Origin of the sequence: Micromonospora sp. NPDC051296 (genome assembly GCF_040682255.1) — a bacterium.
Taxonomy (GTDB): domain Bacteria; phylum Actinomycetota; class Actinomycetes; order Mycobacteriales; family Micromonosporaceae; genus Micromonospora; species Micromonospora craterilacus.
On the sequence record NZ_JBFBAO010000024.1, the window covers coordinates 1 to 18,894 of the forward strand.

At 73.2% G+C, this 18,894-nt stretch carries 18 protein-coding genes and 1 pseudogene; 8 read left to right on the plus strand and 11 right to left on the minus strand.

Annotated elements, in window-relative coordinates; all coding sequences use genetic code 11:
• The 3 genes from AB0M52_RS04655 to AB0M52_RS04665 form a co-directional block, all read right to left on the minus strand.
• Positions 1-774 (minus strand): fumarate hydratase (locus AB0M52_RS04655; protein WP_363948863.1); only part of this gene is annotated, 774 nt, incomplete at its 3' end.
• 162 nt (positions 775-936) lie between these two features.
• The gene (locus tag AB0M52_RS04660) at positions 937-2,373 is read right to left on the minus strand and encodes a PQQ-binding-like beta-propeller repeat protein (protein WP_363948865.1); all 1,437 of its coding nucleotides are present in this window, start codon (positions 2,371-2,373) and stop codon (positions 937-939) included.
• 109 nt (positions 2,374-2,482) lie between these two features.
• Positions 2,483-3,823, minus strand: a complete 1,341-nt coding sequence (locus tag AB0M52_RS04665; protein ID WP_363948936.1) for an MFS transporter — start codon at positions 3,821-3,823, stop codon at positions 2,483-2,485.
• A 96-nt stretch (positions 3,824-3,919) separates the two neighbouring features.
• On the opposite strand from AB0M52_RS04665, the gene AB0M52_RS04670 reads away from it, so the two are divergent.
• On the plus strand, positions 3,920-4,906 hold the full coding sequence (locus AB0M52_RS04670) for a helix-turn-helix domain-containing protein (protein ID WP_363948867.1): 987 nt from the start codon (positions 3,920-3,922) through the stop codon (positions 4,904-4,906).
• 76 nt (positions 4,907-4,982) lie between these two features.
• Here AB0M52_RS04670 and AB0M52_RS04675 read toward each other — a convergent pair whose 3' ends face one another.
• Positions 4,983-5,468, minus strand: a complete 486-nt coding sequence (locus AB0M52_RS04675; protein WP_363948868.1) for an Lrp/AsnC family transcriptional regulator — start codon at positions 5,466-5,468, stop codon at positions 4,983-4,985.
• Between the two features lie 137 nt (positions 5,469-5,605).
• Between AB0M52_RS04675 and hppD the strand changes: the two genes are divergently transcribed.
• The 6 genes from hppD (at position 5,606) to AB0M52_RS04705 (ending at position 11,443) form a co-directional block, all read left to right on the plus strand.
• Positions 5,606-6,811, plus strand: coding sequence for a 4-hydroxyphenylpyruvate dioxygenase (gene hppD, locus AB0M52_RS04680; protein WP_363948870.1), 1,206 nt, complete (start codon positions 5,606-5,608; stop codon positions 6,809-6,811).
• An 11-nt stretch (positions 6,812-6,822) separates the two neighbouring features.
• Positions 6,823-7,566, plus strand: a complete 744-nt coding sequence (locus AB0M52_RS04685) for an RDD family protein (protein ID WP_363948873.1) — start codon at positions 6,823-6,825, stop codon at positions 7,564-7,566.
• A 22-nt stretch (positions 7,567-7,588) separates the two neighbouring features.
• A complete protein-coding gene (locus AB0M52_RS04690; protein WP_363948875.1) occupies positions 7,589-8,497 on the plus strand; it encodes an RDD family protein in 909 nt (302 codons plus the stop codon).
• Positions 8,494-9,597 (plus strand): histidinol-phosphate transaminase, encoded by a 1,104-nt coding sequence (hisC, locus tag AB0M52_RS04695; RefSeq protein ID WP_363948878.1) that lies wholly within the window; start codon positions 8,494-8,496, stop codon positions 9,595-9,597. The genes AB0M52_RS04690 and hisC overlap by 4 nt, the downstream gene beginning before the upstream one ends.
• A 255-nt stretch (positions 9,598-9,852) precedes the next feature.
• Entirely contained in the window at positions 9,853-10,407 is a 555-nt protein-coding gene (locus AB0M52_RS04700; protein WP_363948880.1) for a hypothetical protein, read from the plus strand.
• Between the two features lie 358 nt (positions 10,408-10,765).
• Positions 10,766-11,443, plus strand: coding sequence for a hypothetical protein (locus AB0M52_RS04705; protein ID WP_363948882.1), 678 nt, complete (start codon positions 10,766-10,768; stop codon positions 11,441-11,443).
• On the opposite strand, the gene AB0M52_RS04710 is transcribed toward AB0M52_RS04705, so the two are convergent.
• The 5 genes from AB0M52_RS04710 to AB0M52_RS04730 all read right to left on the minus strand — a co-directional run bounded on the left by AB0M52_RS04710 (position 11,401) and on the right by AB0M52_RS04730 (position 15,717).
• Positions 11,401-12,654: a PQQ-binding-like beta-propeller repeat protein gene (locus tag AB0M52_RS04710; protein ID WP_363948884.1), complete on the minus strand. Its 1,254-nt coding sequence runs from the start codon at positions 12,652-12,654 to the stop codon at positions 11,401-11,403. The genes AB0M52_RS04705 and AB0M52_RS04710 overlap by 43 nt on opposite strands.
• A 71-nt stretch (positions 12,655-12,725) precedes the next feature.
• Entirely contained in the window at positions 12,726-13,193 is a 468-nt protein-coding gene (locus AB0M52_RS04715; protein WP_363948886.1) for an SRPBCC family protein, read from the minus strand.
• Between the two features lie 88 nt (positions 13,194-13,281).
• Positions 13,282-13,491, minus strand: coding sequence for a DUF397 domain-containing protein (locus tag AB0M52_RS04720; protein WP_363948887.1), 210 nt, complete (start codon positions 13,489-13,491; stop codon positions 13,282-13,284).
• A 175-nt stretch (positions 13,492-13,666) separates the two neighbouring features.
• Complete coding sequence (gene fahA, locus AB0M52_RS04725) at positions 13,667-14,863, minus strand: fumarylacetoacetase (protein WP_363948889.1); 1,197 nt, start codon at positions 14,861-14,863, stop codon at positions 13,667-13,669.
• Positions 14,860-15,717 (minus strand): hypothetical protein, encoded by an 858-nt coding sequence (locus AB0M52_RS04730; RefSeq protein ID WP_363948891.1) that lies wholly within the window; start codon positions 15,715-15,717, stop codon positions 14,860-14,862. Before AB0M52_RS04730 ends, fahA begins: the two co-directional genes overlap by 4 nt.
• Before the next feature lie 84 nt (positions 15,718-15,801).
• Here AB0M52_RS04730 and AB0M52_RS04735 point away from each other — a divergent pair, with 84 nt between their 5' ends.
• Positions 15,802-16,965: a homogentisate 1,2-dioxygenase domain-containing protein gene (locus AB0M52_RS04735; protein WP_363948893.1), complete on the plus strand. Its 1,164-nt coding sequence runs from the start codon at positions 15,802-15,804 to the stop codon at positions 16,963-16,965.
• A 798-nt stretch (positions 16,966-17,763) separates the two neighbouring features.
• Here the strand turns inward: AB0M52_RS04735 and AB0M52_RS04740 are convergent.
• Positions 17,764-18,390: pseudogene (locus tag AB0M52_RS04740) on the minus strand (tetratricopeptide repeat protein); the annotation flags it as partial.
• A gap of 9 nt (positions 18,391-18,399) precedes the next feature.
• Positions 18,400-18,882, minus strand: a complete 483-nt coding sequence (gene ispF, locus AB0M52_RS04745) for a 2-C-methyl-D-erythritol 2,4-cyclodiphosphate synthase (RefSeq protein ID WP_363948895.1) — start codon at positions 18,880-18,882, stop codon at positions 18,400-18,402.
• Positions 18,883-18,894: the final 12 nt, after the last annotated feature.

An 18,894-nucleotide genomic window follows, 5' to 3' on the forward strand; every position in this document is an offset into this window, starting at 1 on the left:
GTACTTGGCGCTGGCGTACTTGGCGGTCTTGAGGGCGTACTCGGCGCTGGTGCCGCCGATCACCACGGCCAGGTGGTACGGCGGGCAGGCCGCCGTGCCGATCAGCCGCAGCTTCTCCTCCAGGAACTGCATCATCCGCGTCGGGTTCAGCAGCGCCTTTGTCTCCTGGTAGAGGTACGACTTGTTGGCCGAGCCGCCGCCCTTGGCCATGAAGAGGAACTTGTACGCGTCCGGGTGGCCGTCCGGGTCCTCCGCGTACAGCTCCACCTGGGCGGGCAGGTTGCTGCCGGTGTTGCGCTCCTCCCACATGGTGAGCGGGGCGAGCTGCGAGTAGCGCAGGTTCAGCCGGGTGTACGCCTGCCACACGCCGCGCGAGATCGCCTCGGCGTCACTGCCGTCGGTGAGTACGTGCCGGCCGCGCTTGCCCATCACGATCGCGGTGCCGGTGTCCTGGCACATCGGCAGCACCCCGCCGGCGGCGATGTTGGCGTTGCGCAGCAGGTCCAGCGCGACGAACCGGTCGTTCGGCGAGGCCGCCGGGTCGTCGATGATCGACCGCAGCTGGGCCAGGTGCGCGGGGCGCAGGAAGTGCGCGATGTCGTGCATCGCCTCGGCGGTCAGCGCGGTCAGCGCGGCCGGATCCACGGTGAGAAACCGGCGCCCACCAGGACCGTTGACGACGTCGACGCCCTCGTCGGTGATCAGGCGGTACTCCGTCTGGTCGGGACCGGTCGGCAGCAGGGGGGCGTACGAGAAGTCGGCGGCACTGCTCACGACGACACTCCGCTCCACTCCGCGCCGCCATGAGGCGCACTACGCTGACAATTCGCTCGCTGGCGCTCGCTCATGACGGCAAAGCCTAGGGCAGAAGGGGCGATCAGTCCCACCCGCCGGGTGGGGTGATGGGACGCCGATCTCATCCGCCCCGGTCGGCGGTCACTTGCCGGGATCGGAGCCCGGGCACTGCTCGTTCTTCGGACCGCAGCTGTCCTGCGGACCCGGGGCCCGTCCGGTGCCGGCCGGCCCGGGTACTCCCCCGTCGCCGTCGCGCGCCGGGCCACCCGCCGCCGCGCCGAAGCGGACGTATCCGATCTCACGTCCCTCCCCGATGACCATGCCGGCGGGGCCGACCGCGAGCGCGTTCGCGGAGGTCCGCAGCACGGCCAGTTCCCGCCCGTTGGCCGGGTCGAGCGCCACCAGGCGGGACGGCTTCTCGTCGGCGACGACCGCCGCGTACGGGGTCAGCGCGGCACCCGCCTTCTCACCGGCCGGCCGGTTCCAGCGGACCTTGCCGGAGCTGAGGTCACGGGCGGAGACGGTGCCGCGGTCGGCGGTGCGCACCATCGCGTGCCGGTCGTCGACGGCGAGTACCCGTTCCCCGTTGGCGGTGACCACCAGCAGTCGCCCGTCGTACCCGTCGACGACGGCCTCCCGACCGTCCGGCGACACCCCGACCAGCACGCTGCGGGCGCCGTACGGGTCCTCCCGCTGCACGCACCCGGCGCTGTCGGCGGTACGCAGGTTGAGCCCGGCGCGCTGCCAGGTCTGCTGACCGGTGGCCGGGTCCTGACCGGAGATCGCGAAGTAGCAGTTGCCGTCCTGGGATCGGGCGACGATGTGCAGCAGACGGCCACCGATCACCGCGAGCCGCTCGTCCCGGCCGGGCTCGACGTTCTGGAGCACCCGGCCGGTGGCGGTGTCCACCACGTGCACCCGGCCGTCGACCGGGAACCCGAGCAACGGCGGTACCGCCTCCGGGCCGGCAACATCATCGTCGATCCGGGCGGTCGTGAGCCGGCGGGTGTCGAGCAGGTTCGGGTTGTCGGCGAGCAGGCCGGTGCTGACGCCGGGCAGGAAGGCGGTCCACAGCGGAGCGGTTCCGCGCGGTTCCCAGGCGCTCAGGGTGCAGTCGGTGGCACCGACACAGCGCGCGTCGAGCAGCAGGTTGCGGTAGGTCCAGACGGCCACCGCGTCGTCGTCGCGCCGCCGGGTCACACCGGTGGTCGGGTCGAGCACCTCGTACCCCTTGACCAGCAGCCGGCCCACGACGACCACGGCTTCCGCGCCGCCACCGGCCACCGCGCTCCAGTCGGCCTTACGTTCCCAGAGCTGGGTGCCGGCGGCCAGGCTGCGGGCCTCGACCCGGGTGCGCTGTTCGACCACCACGGTCTCGCCGGCAATGGTGACGCTGCGCGGGGTGCCGCCGATGCGTTGCTGCCAGACCACGTCCGGCTCGGAGATCGGCTGCCGCCGGTTCACCCAGTCCCACATACCAGGAAACGGGTTCCACACTCCGGTCGCGGCGAGCACCACCACGATGGTGAGGCCGAGCAGCAGCCCGCCACGTACGCCGAGGCCGCTCCCCTTCGCCACCGGAACACGGTAGCCACCCGCGCTACCCCACGACGCACACCCTCCCGCGTGTCGCGCAAGGAAGGGCCCCTTATTAACGCCTCCGGTAGTAAAAGGGTCCCCTGTTAACTCAACGGTCAGCCGCTCCGATGAGGGCGTCGGGCCGCACGGGTTGGCGAGCGGCGGGCGGGTTGAGGACCGGCCACAGGGTCAGCGTCGCGGCTACCGACGCGGCCCCGGCGACCGCCATCACCACGCCCGGCGCGAGCACCTCGCTCAGCGCGCCCGCGCCCGCCGCGGCCAGCCCCTGCGCCGCCATCAGACCGGTGCTGAGCAGTCCGAACGCCTGGCCCCGGCGCGCCTCGGGAACCGCGTCGAGGAACCGCCGGGCCAGCCCGAGCTGGTAGGCGAAGCCCGCGGTGGCGACCGCGAAGAGGGCCGCGGCGGGCACCAGCGCCGGCTGGGCCAGGAACACCAGCATGGGTACGCCGAGCAGCAACGCGAGCCACGGCGTCCACCGTTCCCGCCGGGCCGGTGCCACGAACCGTCCCACCAGCAGGTCGCCGACCAGCATCCCGCCCGCGCCGGCCATCAACAGCACGCCCGCGCTGGCGCCCGGGCCCAGGTCGGCTGCGTACGGCACGGCCACCCCCTCCGCGCCGACCAGCAGCGAGCCGGGCAGCCACTGGGCGAGCAGCAGCCCCCGGATCCGGCGGTCGGCGAGCAGTTGCCGGTTGACCCGCATGGTTTCCCGGACTGCTCCGCCTGCCGCGCGCCCGGCCGCCACCGGTTCGTCCGTCGTGGGATCGGTCGCCGCCGGGGCGGGCCGGGAGCGGATGAGCCTGGACCGCGCGGAGCCGGCGCGGGTCGGCTGGGAGCGGGCCGGGCGGGCGGCGAGCCCGACGCGTACCAGCAGCGCGGAGAGGCCGCAGGTCAGCGCGGTCAGCCAGAGCGCGCCGTACGGGCCGACGAGCCCGAGCAGAAGGCCACCGAGGGCGAACCCGGCCACCTGCGTTCCGCCGGCGGCCACGGTGAGCAACGACCGCCCCAGCACGTACGCGTCGCCGTGCAGCACCTCGGGCAGCAGCGCGGTACGCGATGCGCTGCTGACCGGGCCGAACAGGGCGACGACGGCGACCAGGCCGAGCATCGCGGCCGGGGACAGCAGGCCGGTGGCGAGCACCGCCACCATGGCGAGCCGTACCAGGTCATAGCCGACGATCAACGCGCGTGCCGGCCACCGGTCGGCCAGCGCCAGCAGGAACAGCCCGCCCAGGGCGTGCGGCAGGAAACCGGTCACGTACGCCAGCGCGGCGAGCAGTCCGGACCCGGTGCGCTCGTAGACCAGGACGGACAGGGCGAGCATCTTCACCGTCTCGCCGATCATGAAGACGCCGAAGCTGGTGAAGAGGACCCGGAACTCGGCGACGGCGAAGACGTCGCGGAAGGTGGCCTGCCGGTCGGCCGCCACGGCGGGCGCGTTCGTGCTGGTGCTGTTCACGCCGGTCAGCCTGGCGGCGCGACCCCGCGCGCTCTATCCTTTCGCCTCAGGACGAAAGGTCGCGGAATGCGGATCGAGGTCACCCCGGCCGACATGGCGGCCAGCCGGTACGCCATCTCCCCGCTGGGCGAGGCGATGTGGGCGCTCCGGCTCTTCGCCGGCCAGCACTCCGTACCCGGGCTCGGGCCGTGGGTCGCCCGGGGCCGCCCGGCGTACGACGAGTTGCGCCGGCGGCTGCCGGCGGTGGGCGCGCTGCTCGCCCTGCTGCGCCGGGGCGGCTACAACGCGGACTTCATCCAGCCCCCGCCCGACGGCACCGGCCGGGAGTTCGCCGACGAACTGGCCGTGGTCCGCGCCACCCCGCTGGCCCAGGCCCGCGACGAACTGGCCCGCAACCTCGCCGGACACCGGACCCCGCCGGCGTACGCCCGCCAGATCTACGACGCGCCGGACGTGGTGGACCAGCTCGCCGACGCGATCGAGGCGTCCTGGACGACGCTCGTCGAACCGGACTGGCCCCGGCTGCGGGCGGTGCTGGAGCGGGACCTGGTGCACCGCGCCGGCCGGTTGCTCGCGTACGGCTGGGGTGCCGCCGTCGCGGACCTGGACCCGCGGCTGCGCTGGGTGTCCGGCGGCGGGCTCGGGGCGATCGAGTTGGCCGACCACGATCCACGCAGCTACTCCCTCGACGGCCGGGGTCTGCTCTTCATCCCCACGGTCTTCGGCATGATGATCAACTACGTCGAGCCGCCGTGGCCGTTCGCCATCGTCTACCGGGCCTCCGGGGTGGCCGGGCTGCTCGGCGCCCCCGACCCGGCCCGCCCCGACGACGCACTGGACCGGCTGGTCGGGCGGTCCCGGGCGACGGTGCTGCGGGCGCTCGCCCTGCCGGCCACCACCAGCCAGCTCGTCGCGCAGCTCGGGCTCAGCCTGGGCGGTGTGGGCGACCATCTGGCGGTGCTGCACGACGCCGGTCTGGTCACCCGGGTCCGCTCCGGTCGGGCCGTCCGCTACCGGCGCACGCCGCTCGGCGACGCCCTCGCCGGTGGCTGAATCGTCGACCCGAGCACCCCGAAGTGATAACAGGGGGCCCTTCCTCTACCGGAGGCGTTAAGAAGGGGCCCTTCCTTCAACGCGCGGCGGAGCGGATGAGGGGGAGGGTGCGGTAGGGGATCTGCTCGGCGAGGGCGATGATCGTGGAGGCGCGGGCGATCCCCTCGTACGCCACGATCTGGTCGATCACCCGCTGTAGGTCGGTGTTCGAGCGGGCCACGATCCGGCAGAGCAGGTCGCTGGAGCCGGTGATGGTGTGCGCCTCCAGCACCTCGGGAATCGCCGCGAGGTGGCGGGTGACCGGGTCGTGCCCGTGCCGCTGGCTGATCTCCAGCGTGACGAAGCTGGTCACCGAGAACCCGATCGCGGCGGGCGAGACCTCCGGTCCGAACCCGCCGATCACGCCGCGGCCGACCAGCTTGTCAAGCCGCGCCTGAACGGTGCCCCGGGCCACCTGCAAGCGGCGGGAACACTCCAGCACCCCGATCCGGGGCTCTTCGGCGAGCAGTTCGATGAGTTTGGCATCCAGTTCGTCAAGCTGTACAACCTGACCAGCGTCCATGACTAATGACCATACCGTTTGTGCAACCTGACCAGCTCAGGCGGAGACAGTTGCCCAGTGAGCCCGGTCACGGCGATAGTCCCGGAAAGAGCACACCGTCGGCCCAACAGGCCGGCCGGTACGCAAGGGAGGCCACCATGACCCAGGCGATCGACCGACCCCAGTCGACCGAGGAGGTCGACGTCGACGCCCTCGTCGGCGCCGTCGACCACGACACCAGCGGTGATCCGTTCCCGGTCAAGGGCCTCGACCACGTGCGCTTCCTGGTGGGCAACGCCAAGCAGGCCGCGCACTACTACTCCACCGCCTTCGGCATGACCTGCGTGGCGTACCGGGGCCCGGAGCAGGGCCACCGGGACCACGCCGAGTACGTGCTGACCAGCGGTTCGGCCCGGTTCGTGCTCACCGGCGCGGTCCGGCCCGACGCCACCGGCGCCGACCACGTCGCCCGGCACAGCGACGGTGTCTCCGACATCGCGCTGGAGGTGCCGGACGTCGACGCCGCGTACGCGCACGCCACCGGGCAGGGCGCCACCGGCCTGGTCGAGCCGCACGACGTCACCGACGAGCACGGCACCGTACGGCTGGCCGCCATCGCCACCTACGGCGACACCCGGCACACCCTGGTGGACCGGTCCCGCTACAGCGGCCCGTTCCTGCCCGGATTCGTCGCGCGCAAGCCGATCGTGGACCGGCAGCCGATGATCGACGCCGGGGTGCAGCCGAAGCGCTTCTTCCAGGCGGTCGACCACGTCGTCGGCAACGTGGAGCTGGGCCGGATGGACGAGTGGGTCGAGTTCTACAAGCGCGTGATGGGCTTCACCAACATGGCGGAGTTCGTCGGCGACGACATCGCCACCGACTACTCGGCGCTGATGAGCAAGGTCGTCGCGAACGGCACCCGAAAGGTGAAGTTCCCGCTCAACGAGCCGGCGATCGCCAAGAAGAAGTCGCAGATCGACGAGTATCTGGAGTTCTACCAGGGCCCGGGTGCCCAGCACATCGCGGTGGCCACCAACGACATCCTGGCCAGCGTCGACGCGATGCGCGCCGCCGGCGTCGACTTCCTGGACACCCCGGACTCGTACTACGACGACCCGGAGCTGCGCGCCCGCATCGGCGAGGTACGGGTGCCGATCGAGGAGCTGAAGGCTCGCAAGATCCTGGTCGACCGGGACGAGGACGGCTACCTGCTGCAGATCTTCACCAAGCCGGTGCAGGACCGCCCGACCGTCTTCTTCGAGCTGATCGAGCGGCACGGCTCGCTCGGCTTCGGCAAGGGCAACTTCAAGGCCCTGTTCGAGGCGATCGAGCGGGAGCAGGAAAAGCGCGGCAACCTGTAACACTGTCGAGCGTGACCCAGCCTCCGCCGCACCCGACGTCGCCGGCCGGTGGGCCCCCGCCCGCGGCCGGCGGCGTCGTGCCGCCCACCAGCCACCCGTCCCCGGTGCCGCCGCCGTTCGCGCCGCCCGGCCAGGCACCACCTGGCAGGGCGGCCAGCCCTCCTCCGCCCGGCTGGGCGCCGGGGCCGTACGCGCCGGGTCGGGGGTCGGTGGCGCCGCCGCCGGTACTGGGACCGGGTGGGCAGCCACTGGCCAGCTTCGGCGACCGGCTGCTGGCGTACCTGATCGACACGGTGATCGCGAGCGGCGTGTTGGTGGTGCTGTTCCTGCCGGTCCTCTTGATCGTCCCGTTGTGGCTGACCAGCAGGGTGACCCGGACCAACCCGGACGGTACGCCCGCCGAGCCGGACCTGGGCGCAGTGTTCACGCACTTCCTGCTGCCGCTACTGCTGCTACAGGCCGCGCTGTTCGTGCTGATGCTGGGGCTCTACTGGCTCTACCACGTCGAATACCTGAAGCGGACCGGGCAGACCTTCGGCAAGAAGGCGATGAATCTGCGGGTGGTCCCGCTCGACCCGAGCGGCACGCTAGACCGACGCATGGCCGGAAGGCGGTACCTCGTGCAGTTCGTCGGCGGGTCCCTGGTGCCGGGCGGCAGCTACGTCGACGGGTTCTGGCAGTTGTGGGACAAGCCCTGGCAGCAGTGCCTCCACGACAAGTTCGCCGGAACCGTCGTCGTTAAGGTGTCGAGGTGAACGAGCGCAGCGAGGCCGCGACGTGAGCGTGGCACCCGGTTGGTACGTCGACCCCGCAGATACGCAGACCCGTAGGTACTGGGACGGCGAGGGCTGGATCGGCGCGCCCATCCCCGTCGACGCCACTCCGCCCGAGGGTCCACCCCCGCCCGAGCCCGAACCGGCGCCCGAGCCCGAGCCGGCGACCCCGGCCGAGCCGGCGACCCAGGCCACGCCGGGCACGCCACCCGGCTACAGCCCGCCGCCCAACTGGCAGCAGGGCCCGCCGCCGGGCTGGCCGGCCGGCGGACCGGGGCAGGGGCCGCCGCCGGGCTGGCCGTACCCGACCTGGCCGGGTCGTCCGCCGGAGCCTCGGCCGCACGGGTTGCCGCTGGCCTCGTACGGGGCCCGGCTGGCCGCCCGGCTGATCGACTTCGGCATCGTCTTCGCGCTCAACGTGCTGGTCAACGGCTGGTTCTTCTGGCGCTACGTCCAGGAGCTCTCGCCCACCCTGGACGAGTTGAGGCGCCGGATCCAGGCGCAGGACCGCACGACCGAGCCGCTGCCCCCGTGGGGCGAGCAGGCCGGCGCGCTGGTCGTGGTGATCCTGCTGATCGCCACCATGCTCTGGCTGGCGTACGAGGTGCCGTCGATGGCGGCCAACGGGCAGACCTTCGGCAAGCGGCTGCTGCGCATCAAGGCGGTGCCGGTCGAGGCGGACGCACCGCTCGGCTTCGGCCGGGCGCTGCGCCGGTGGAACACCCTCGGTCTGCCCACCCTGCTCTGGTACTGCCTCGGCCTCGGCCTGCTGCTCCAGCTGATCGACGCGCTCTCCCCGCTCTTCGACCACCCGCTACGGCAGGCGCTGCACGACAAGCGCGCGCAGACCGTGGTGGTCCAGGTTCCCCGTACCCCCGACGACCGCGCCAACCCCCCGGGAGAGACCCCATGACCGACACCGGACGCCACCAGCCGGCGCTGCGGCTGACCCGCGCCGACCTGGACGCGCTGCCCAACTACGTGCCCGGCCGCAGCCCGGCCGACCTGGCTCGCGAGTTGGGCCTGCCCGAGGCGATCAAGCTGGCCAGCAACGAGGTGCCGTACGGCCCGCTGCCCGGCGTCGTGGAGGCGGTCGCCGAGGCCGCAGCCGGGGTGCACCGCTACCCGGACATGGGCGTCGTCGCGCTCCGCCAGGCGCTCGCCGAGCGGTACGGGGTGGACCCCGAGCGGGTCGCCACCGGCTGCGGCTCGGTGGCGCTGGCCGAACACCTGGTGCGGGCCACCTGCCTGCCCGGCGACGAGCTGGTCTACTCGTGGCGCTCGTTCGAGGCGTACCCGATCATCGCGGCGACCAGCGGCGCGACCAGCGTGCAGGTGCCCAACGACGCCGGGCACGGGCACGATCTGGCGGCGATGGCCGCGGCGGTGACCGACCGCACGCGCATGATCCTGGTCTGCAACCCCAACAACCCGACCGGCACCGCCGTACGCCGCGCCGAACTGGACCGCTTCCTCGACGCCGTGCCGGACGACGTGCTGGTGGTGATCGACGAGGCGTACCGGGAGTTCGTCACCGACCCCGAGGTGCCGGACGGGCTGAGCTACGCCGACCGGCCCAACGTCGCGGTGCTCCGCACGCTGTCCAAGGCGTGGGGCCTGGCCGGCCTGCGGATCGGCTTCCTGGTGGCGCAGCCGCAGGTGGCGGCGGCGGTACGCAAGGTCGTCACGCCGTTCTCCACCAGCATGGCAGCGCAGGCGGGTGCACTGGCCGCGCTGGCCCAGGCGGACGAGGTACAGCGACGCTGTGCGCTGGTGGTGGCCGAGCGGGAGCGGGTCACCGAGGCGCTGCGCAAGCTGGTCCCGGACGTGCCCGCCAGCCAGGCGAACTTCGTCTGGCTGCCGCTGGGCGACCGGGCGGTGGACTTCGGCAAGGCGTGCGAGGCGCGGGGCGTGATCGTCCGGCCGTTCGCCGGCGACGGAGTCCGGGTCACCATCGGCACGCCGGCCGAGAACGACGCCTTCCTGGCCGCGGCCGAGTCGGCACTGGGCTGAGCCGGCGCGGGTGCCGCGGCCACCGAGCTGAGCCGGGCCGGTCCACCATCCCCCAGCGGACCGGCCCGGAAGCCCACAACCGCAAGCGTACGACACCTTTGTCCGCTTTGCCCGGAATTGCCCATGTCGGGGTGAATCCTCCGTTCAATTTCGCGGCTTTACTGCCACTTTGCGCCCTATGTCGCTAGCGTCCCTTTTGGCTCGTGAGTCCCCTCCTACACGAGGATCCACATCTTCCGAGCAAGGGATGACAGCATGCGCACACGCACGATCCTGGTCTCGGCGGTAGCCGTTGTGGCCGCCACCGCCCTGACCGCCTCCCCAGCCCTGGCGGATCCCACCGACACCACCACCGCCACCTTCGACGTAACGGCCGGGACGCTCGACGTCACCACCCCGGACACCGCCGACCTCGGCTCCGGCGCTCCGGGCACCACGATCATCAGCCAGCTCGGCGCGGTGACCGTGTCGGACACCCGCGCGGCGGACGACGCCTCGTGGGAGACCACGGTCACCTCCACCGACTTCACCACCGGCGGTGCCACACCCAGTGAGACCGTCCCGGCCACCGCGATCGACTACTGGTCGGGCACGGCGACGGCGACCACCGGCAACGGCATCTTCACTCCCGGGCAGCCGACCGGCGCCGATGCCGAACCGCTGAACAACGCCATCGGTGTCATCGCCTTCACCCACGCCGGCGGCACCGGCAACAACTCGGCCACCTGGAACCCGACCCTCGAGGTCAACGTGCCGCTGGCCAACCAGGCCGGCACCTACACCGGCACGGTGACACATTCGGTCGCCTAGGCTGCGCCGCCTGGCGGTCTGGTCGGCCGCGCTGCTGCTCAGCGCCACCGGCCCGGGCACCCTCGCCCGGGCCGGTGCGCCTGCCGGCGACCGGGAAGAGGGTGGAGTCGGAATCCAGCTGCTGGAGGCTCCGGTCGCCCGGCGGGACGACCCGAGGGCGCTGCGCTACATCGTCGACCACCTGCCGCCCGGCCGTACGGTCGAGCGGAAGGTCGGCGTCGTCAACCGCTCGACCGAGCGCCGCCACCTCGACCTGTACGCCGCGGGCGCGGAGGTCGCCGACGGACGGTTCCGGTTCGCCGAGGGACGCACAGCCAACGAGCTGAGCGAGTGGATCAGCCTCGACCGGGACTCGGTGATGCTGGACCCGCAGGAGCAGGCCCAGTTCACCGCCACCGTCCAGGTCCCGCCGAGCGCGTCGCCCGGCGAGCGGTACGCGGTCATCTGGGCGGCCACGGTGCCCGCCCCGGACTCCACCGCGAACGTCAACATCGTCCAGCGCGTCGGCATCCGCGTCTACCTGGACGTGGGTCCGGGCGGTGAGCCGCCGTCCGACTTCGCCATCGGAGAGGTCGTTCCCGCCCGGGACGAGCAGGGACGGCCCTCGGTCGCGGTCTCGGTCCGGAACACCGGCGGCCGGGCACTGGACATGACCGGCAGCGCCGTACTCTCCGACGGTCCTGGTGGCGTCCGGGCCGGCCCCTTCGACGTCGTGCAGGGCACCACGCTCGCCGCGGGCGAGACGGGCACGGTCCGGGTGCCGTTTCCCACCGAACTGGCGAACGGCCCGTGGCGGATCACCGTCGACCTTGCCAGCGGCAAGATCAGGCGCAGCGCCAGCGGCACCATCACCTTTCCCGAACCGGGCCGTACCGGTCGGCGCGCGCTACTCGACCCGGTCTGGTGGCTGCGCGGCGGCACGCTCGCCACCGTCGTGCTGGCCGGCGTCGGGGTCGTGTTGTTGGTCCGCCGGCTACGGCGCAGGCCGGCCGCTCAGGTGGCGGCGAGCAGCACCGGCTCGGCCGTCAGGAAGTAGCGCTGGTCGTCGGCGTCCGGCGCGACCGGCTCACCGAGCCGCTCCACCGCCAGGTAACCGCCGCCCGCGTACGCCGACCCCGGCGCCCAGCCGACGCCGTCACTGCCCACGGTGAGCGGGAAGCGGGAGCGTTCCGCGCCGGTACTCGTATCGAGAGTGATCAGGTCGTTGGCCTCGGTGAGCAGGTGCACCCGGCCGGGCTGGGCGGCGATCATCCGGACGGACCCCAGGTCGGTACGCCGCCACAACTCCTCACCGGTGCGGGCGGCCCATCCGGTCACCGCGCCACCGGCCGCCCGCACGGCCCACTTCCCGTCCAGCTCGGTGCCGACCGGATCGAGTACGGGCGCGGGCACCGGCCCCTTCGCGCCAACCAGCCAGCCCTGCCCCCCGTCGTCGGCCGCACCGCTGACGCGCAGGCCCCGGCATTGGAAGCGGTAGGTCACGCAGCCGACCGGTGTGACGGTCGACTCGGCGGTCACGCCGGGCGGCTGCCAGCGGGTGACCAGCGCACCGGTGGCCACCTCGCGAAACTCGACGGCGGCCGGGCCGGCGCACCGGTCCACCACGGCGAACTGCCCGGCCGACGTGGTGCCCACGTCGGTGCGGCAACCACCGTCCGCCTCCGCCGACCAGAGCTGCTGGCCGTCGGCGAGCCCGAAGCCGGCGACCCGGTGCGGGCCGGAGACGATCAGCACCGGCTGGCCGCCGGACCCCCGGGCAAGGAACAGGCCCGGTGGGCTCCAGACCGCGCCGGCCCCGGTGCGGCGGGCGGTCCAGCCCTCGGCGGGCGCGGGGCCGTCGACCCGCCAGGCCACCCGTCCGGTACGCGCGTCCAGCGCCACCAGCTTCCCGTCCGACCAGTGGCTGATCACCCTGGTCCCGTCCGCCACGACGCCACTGACCTGCGCCGGCCACCGCCGGTACGACCAGTACGGCGTGCTCCGGTGCCGGCCGTCCGCCGGCCCGTCGGCGTAGACCTGGCGCTGGGCCGCGTACACCCGCAACCGGCCGTCGACGATCAGCGGCGCCACCGGCAACCGGCCGACCACGCCGACGTCCGGCGTGACGGCGGGCGGGTAGTCGCCTCGGAAAGCGGTGCTGACCTCGGCCGGGGCAAGGACGCGGTACGCGACAACCGCGGTGACCGCGGCCACCGCCGCGACGACCACCGCCGTCACGATCCGTCGCCAGCCCGTCGCCAACCCCATGCCGCACCTCCGACCGGCACCCTATCCAGCCGGGCTGAGTGCTCCGGGGCGCGGCCCGAGGGATCCGGGGGTCAGGCCGCCTCGGCGGGATGGTCGACGGCGGCGGCCAGCGCGGCGATGTCCTGCCGCAACACCTTCTCCGCCGCCCGCACGGCCAGCCCGCCGAGCAGCAGCGCGACCGCCCGTCCGGACGGCGCGGCCGGTAGCGCCCGGACGGTCACCCGGACCGCGGCGTACCGGCGTCGGCGACGGCGTACGTCGCGCAGCGCCCAGGTGATCCGGTAGTCGACCCCGTCGCCGGGCGAGCCGAGCACCAGCAGCCGGGGCGGCTCGGCCGCCAGCACGACGAACTCCTCGGCCAGTTCGCTGCCGTCCGGCCGGGTGCGCGTCTCACGCCAGGCCGTGCCCGGCCCGAACTCGCCGGGGGTCAGCACCTCGACCGAGCCGTCGGCGGGAAAGCGTCGGGGCAGTTCGGTGAGCAGACGCCACAGGTCGGCCGCAGGCGCCGCGACCAACCCGTTGACCGCAACAGTCGACATGCCACCTCCCGTGGCGTCGACGGTACGCGGAGTGAATGGTCCGTGGGGTCCCCGAGCGGAAATCCTCCACCGGAGACCCCCGGGGGCGTCAGCGGGCGAAACGCCCCACCCGGATCGCGTCGACGAACGCGCTCCAGCCCGGCGGGCTGACCACCAGCACCGGCCCGGCCTGGTCCTTGGAGTCGCGTATGCCCACCACACCGTGGACGTGAGCCAGGTTGTCGGCCACCTCCACGCAGAGACCCTGGTCGTTCGAGCGGCTGCTGGTACGCCAGACCGCGCCCACAAGATCGCGCATCGTCGTTCATCTCCCTCGGCTTCGACGTGCCGCCAGCCGCCGGCCGGGCCGGCCCGCAGGGGGGCACCGGCCGGCCCGGCGCGGCGTGGCGACGGAATTCCGAGGCGCTCAACGAAGACGGTGACGGTCCTTGATCGCACAGTTGGTGCGATCAAGGGCACCTGTCGGATTGGGGTCAGTGCGCCGGCAGGACGGTGCCCGTCACCTCGCCCAACGCGATGGTGCTGCCGTCCGGGCCCGGGGCGGTGGCGGTGATCGTCACCGTGTCACCGTCGGCGAGGAAGGTGCGTTCCGTCCCGCCCACGGTGACCGGCTCGGTGCCGCCCCAGCTCAGCTCCAGGAACGAGCCGACCTGGTCGCGCCGGGGACCGGAGACGGTGCCGGAGGCGTAGAGGTCACCGGTACGCAGCGCGGCACCGTTGACGGTCAGGTGGGCCAGTTGCTGGGCCGGCGTCCAGTACATGCCGGCGAACGGCGGCTCGCTGACCGGCTCGCCGTTCCAGTTCACCGTCAGCCGCAGGTCCAACCCCAGGTGCGGCTCGTCGCGCAGGTAGTCGGCCACCGGCGGGTCCTGCTCCGGCGCCGGGACGAAGGCGTGCCGCAGCGCGTCCAGCGGGGTCACCCAGGCGGCGACCGAGGTGGCGAACGACTTACCCAGGAACGGGCCGAGGGGCTGGTACTCCCACGCCTGGATGTCCCGGGCCGACCAGTCGTTGACCAACACCACGCCGAAGACGTGGTCGGCGAAGTCGGCGGCGGCCACCCGGTGGCCGAGCGGGCTGGGTACGCCGACCACGAATCCGACCTCTGCCTCGATGTCGAGGCGCGCCGACGGGCCGAAGGTCGGGCCCTCGCGACTCGGCCGCTGGCCGTGCGGGCGTACCACCGGCGTGCCGGAGACCACCACCGTGCCGGCCCGGCCGTGGTAGCCGATCGGCAGGTGCTTCCAGTTCGGCAGCAACGGCGGCTGGCCGGGGCGGAAGATCAGCCCGACGTTGGCGGCGTGGTGCTCCGAGGAGTAGAAGTCGACGTAGTCGGCCACCTCGAAGGGCAGTTCCATCCGCACCTCGTCCACCGGCACCAGCAGCGGCTCCACCGCCGCCCGGTGGGCCGGATCGGTGAGCAGCTCGGTGATCCGCTGCCGCACGGCCATCCACTGCGGACGGCCCAGCGCCAGGAACGCGTTGAGCGTCGGCCGGCACAGCGCCCCGCCGGCCAGCACCAGCTCGGCGGCCTCCGCGCCGGCCAGGTCCAGCACGAGATCCCCGATGCGTACGCCGATGCGCGGAGCACCGTCGGCTACCCGGAAGACCCCGTACGGCAGGTGGTGCACCCCGTAACCCGAACCGTCCACACCCGTCACCCAACTCATGACTCAGAGCCCCCGTTCACCAGCCCCAGCCGGATCAGATCGGACAGTGGTTCCGCAATGCTGCACGAGCCGAAGCCCACCCACAGCGGACGCGCCGCGTCGCGCCGGCCGTCGGTCCACTCCACCAGGGGTCGCTCGTCGCGCACGGTGAGCAGTTCGACGATGGCGCCGACACCGGCCCCCTCGGCGGCGGCCAGCGAGGCGGCGAGGACGTTGCCGAATCCGTGATGGGTGAAGCCGGTCTCCGGGTCCACCTGCCGCACCGCGTGGTGCAGTCCGGCGGTCAGCTTGAACGGCACCCGCCGGTCCCGGCAGGCGCCGATCACGGCGGCCAGCTCGGCGGGGTTGGGAAAGAGTTCCGCGGCCAGCCCGCCGGTGCGGAACTTGGCCGCCACGGGCAGCCCCTCGGCCCGGGCGGCGGCCAGCACGTCCAGCGCCGCCGTCAGCCCGAAGGTCAGCGGAATCTCCGCGTAGACGGGGCGGTCCCCGGTGGCGCGGGCCAGCGCGACCAGCTCGGCCGTGCCCGGCAGCGGGTCCTCGCCGCGCTTGGCCACGGCCGCCTCGACCTGGCGGACCTCGACGCGCGGGTCGACCTCGGCGCACGCCTTGGTCAACTCGCCGAGCGGGACGTCGGCGATCATCCCCACCGCGATCCGCTCACCGTCGCCGAGCAGGGCGGGCAGTTCGGCCAGCCGGGAGGCGGGCAGCAGCAGCGGGCCGACCAGGTCGGCGTACCAGGCGGCGCGGTGCCGCCGGTGGGCGGCGACGGCGTCGGGCAGCGACGCGCTGCCCGGCGGGAAGACGGCGGCGTCGTCGACCAGGCCGGCGACGAGTGCGGGCAGCTGCGTTGACACGAGACAAGAATGTACGGGACGCTCTGAGAGGCGGACAACAGCGTCCGATTATCGGACGCACCAGCGGGTGACCGGGAGGGCGACATGCCGTACTACCGCAGCGTCGGCGAGGTGCCGCGCAAGCGCCACACCCAGTTCCGGCAGCCCGACGGCAGCCTCTACACCGAGGAGCTGATGGGCCAGGAGGGCTTCTCGTCCGACTCGTCGCTGCTGTACCACCGGTACGCCCCGACTGCGATCGTCGCGGCCGAGGAGTTCACCCCGCCCGCCGTGACCCGGGTGCCCAACCTGCCGCTCAAGCCCCGGCACCTGCGCACCCACAAGCTCGACGGCACCGGGGCCGACCCGGTCCTCGGCCGGCGGTACCTGCTCGCCAACGACGACGTACGGATCGCGTACGTGCTGGCCGACCGACCGTCCCCGCTGTTCCGCGACGCCACCGGCGACCAGTGCCTGTACGTCGAGGCGGGTGCGCTGCGGGTCGAGTCGACCTTCGGCGTGCTGGACGCAGTGGCCGGCGACTACGTGGTCATCCCGACCTCGACGGTGCACCGCCTGGTGCCCACCGGCGACACGCCGACCCGGCTGCTCGCCATCGAGGCGTCCGGGCACATCGGCCCGCCCAAGCGCTACCTGTCGGTACGCGGTCAGTTCCTGGAGCACTCGCCGTACTGCGAGCGGGATGTCCGGGGGCCGGACGCGCCGCTGCTGGTCGACGGCTCCGACGTCGAGGTGCTGGTACGCCACCGCCGAGGATGGACCCGACACGTCTACGCCAACCACCCGTTCGACGTGGTCGGCTGGGACGGGCACATGTATCCGTGGGCGTTCTCCATCCACGACTTCGAGCCGATCACCGGCCGGATCCACCAGCCGCCGCCGGTGCACCAGACCTTCCAGGGCCCGAACTTCGTGATCTGCTCGTTCGTGCCACGCAAGGTCGACTACCACCCGGACGCCATCCCGGTGCCGTACCACCACCACAATGTCGACTCCGACGAGATGCTCTTCTACACCGGCGGCAACTACGAGGCCCGACGCGGCTCCGGCATCGAGCAGGGCTCGATCTCGCTGCACCCGTCCGGCTTCACGCACGGCCCACAGCCCGGCGCGGCGGAACGCTCCATCGGGGTGGACTTCTTCGACGAACTGGCGGTCATGGTCGACACCTTCCGCCCGCTGGACCTCTGCGACGCGGCGACGGAGTGCGAGGACGAGGCGTACGCCTGGACCTGGGCGCGCCGCTGAGAAGGAAGGGCCCCTTATTAACGCCTCGCGAGGTAAAGGGGCCCCTTCTTAACACAGCATGGTCCTGCCGAGCCGGGCTCAGGCCACCGGGCGGGAGATGATCGCGAGTTGGGCGGCGGTGGCGACCCCGATGGCCAGCACCAGCGGCCACGGGGTGCCGAGGAGGGCGTAGAGCAGGATCAGCGCGGGCGCGGCACCCGCCGCGTAGACGGCCAGGGCGAGCGGACGGTCCGTCCGGCGCAGGACAGGCAGGACGGTCCGGGTCAGGCCGGGCAGCCGCGACGCGTGCCGCCACAGCACGATGCCGCCACCGGCCGCCGCCAGCACCGCCACCAGCCGGGAGAATCCGGATCCGGTAGCGGCCGAGCAGGCGACCACGATTGCCGCGACCACCGACCAGCCGGTGCCCCACAACACGAGTTGCCGAAGCCCCGCCGGCACCGTTCGGCGGGCGACGACGGGCCCCACGTCGGCCGGTCCGGCACCGACCTGACCCGTGCCGGTCCCGCCGAAGGCCGACGGCTCGCGGCTCTCGTCGAGCCGGCCAGGCCCGTCCCCGCGCTCGCCGGCGCGGTCTCCATCCGGCTGACTCTCAGCAGGCCGGCCTGGCTCGTTGCGCCCCTCGCCGGGCCGGTCCGCGCCGGGCCAGCCCGATTCGCGCCGGCCACCACCGGGACGGCTCGGATCGTCCTGGGATGCGTCCGGCCGGTCTGGGGTGTTACGGGGTCCGTGAGGCTGGTTCGGGCCGCCCTGGGGCCCTTCAGGCCGGGCTGGGTCGGTGGTCGGCAGGTTGGCCACCGCCGCCTCCGCCAACTGCTCCAGCGTCGCGGTCCAGCGCCGCTGTTCCAGCCGCAGCACCCCGACGTCGTCGCCCGCCTCGGCCAGCCGCGGGTCCAGCCGCAACGCCTCCCGGTAGGCCCGCTCGGCCAGGTCGTACATCCGCATGTTGGCGGCCACCAGGCCGAGCACCAGGTGCGCCTGCGGCTCGTCGGGGGTCAGCTCCACCCCGTGCCAGGCCGCGTTCAACGCCGGCTGGCCGTTACGCGAGCCGGCCAGGATCGCGGCCGCACTGCGTTGGGCGTACGCGTCCTGCGGCCCCAGCGCCAGGATCTCGTCGGCGGTACGGGCAGCCTCGGCGTACCGCTCCAGGTCACCGAGCGCCAGGCCACGGACGACGAGCGGGGGAACCCGCCCCGGGGCGACGGCGACGGCGGACTCGGCGGCAGCCAGCGCCTCGACGGGCCGGGCGGCGGCCAGGTGCACCCGGGCAAGCATGATCAACGCATCGGTGTCGGCCGGGTCGAGGGCGAGGGCGAAGCCCAGCTCGGCGGCGGCCTCGTCGTAGCGGCCCAGCTCGGCGAGGAGCGTGGCGCGCTGGAGGTAGCCGTCGGCGGCGGACGGGTCGGCGGGGACGTCGGCGGACATCGCGCGAGCCTAGGCGCTCGGCTGCTCGTACACCAGCGCCACGGCGATCCCGGCGAGCCCCTCGCCGCGGCCGGTGAATCCCAGGCCGTCGGTGGTGGCGGCGGAGACGGTGACCGGCGCGCCGACCGCGTCCGACAGCACCCGCTGGGCCTCCTCGCGACGCGGACCGATCTTGGGCCGGACGCCGACGACCTGCACCGACACGTTGCCGATGGCGAAGCCCGCGGCGCGTACCCGGCGGGCGGACTCGGTGAGCAGGACCACCCCGCTCGCCCCGGCCCATTCGGGCTGGCCGACCCCGAAGTTGGCACCGAGGTCACCCAGACCGGCGGCGGAGAGCAGCGCGTTGCAGGCGGCGTGGGCGGCCACATCCGCGTCGGAGTGCCCGGCCAGGCCGTCCTGGTCCGGCCAGTGCAGGCCGGCCACCCAGCACGGCCGCCCGGCCTCGAAGGCGTGCACGTCGGTCCCGATGGCCACCCGAGGAACGATCATGAACCGAGGGTA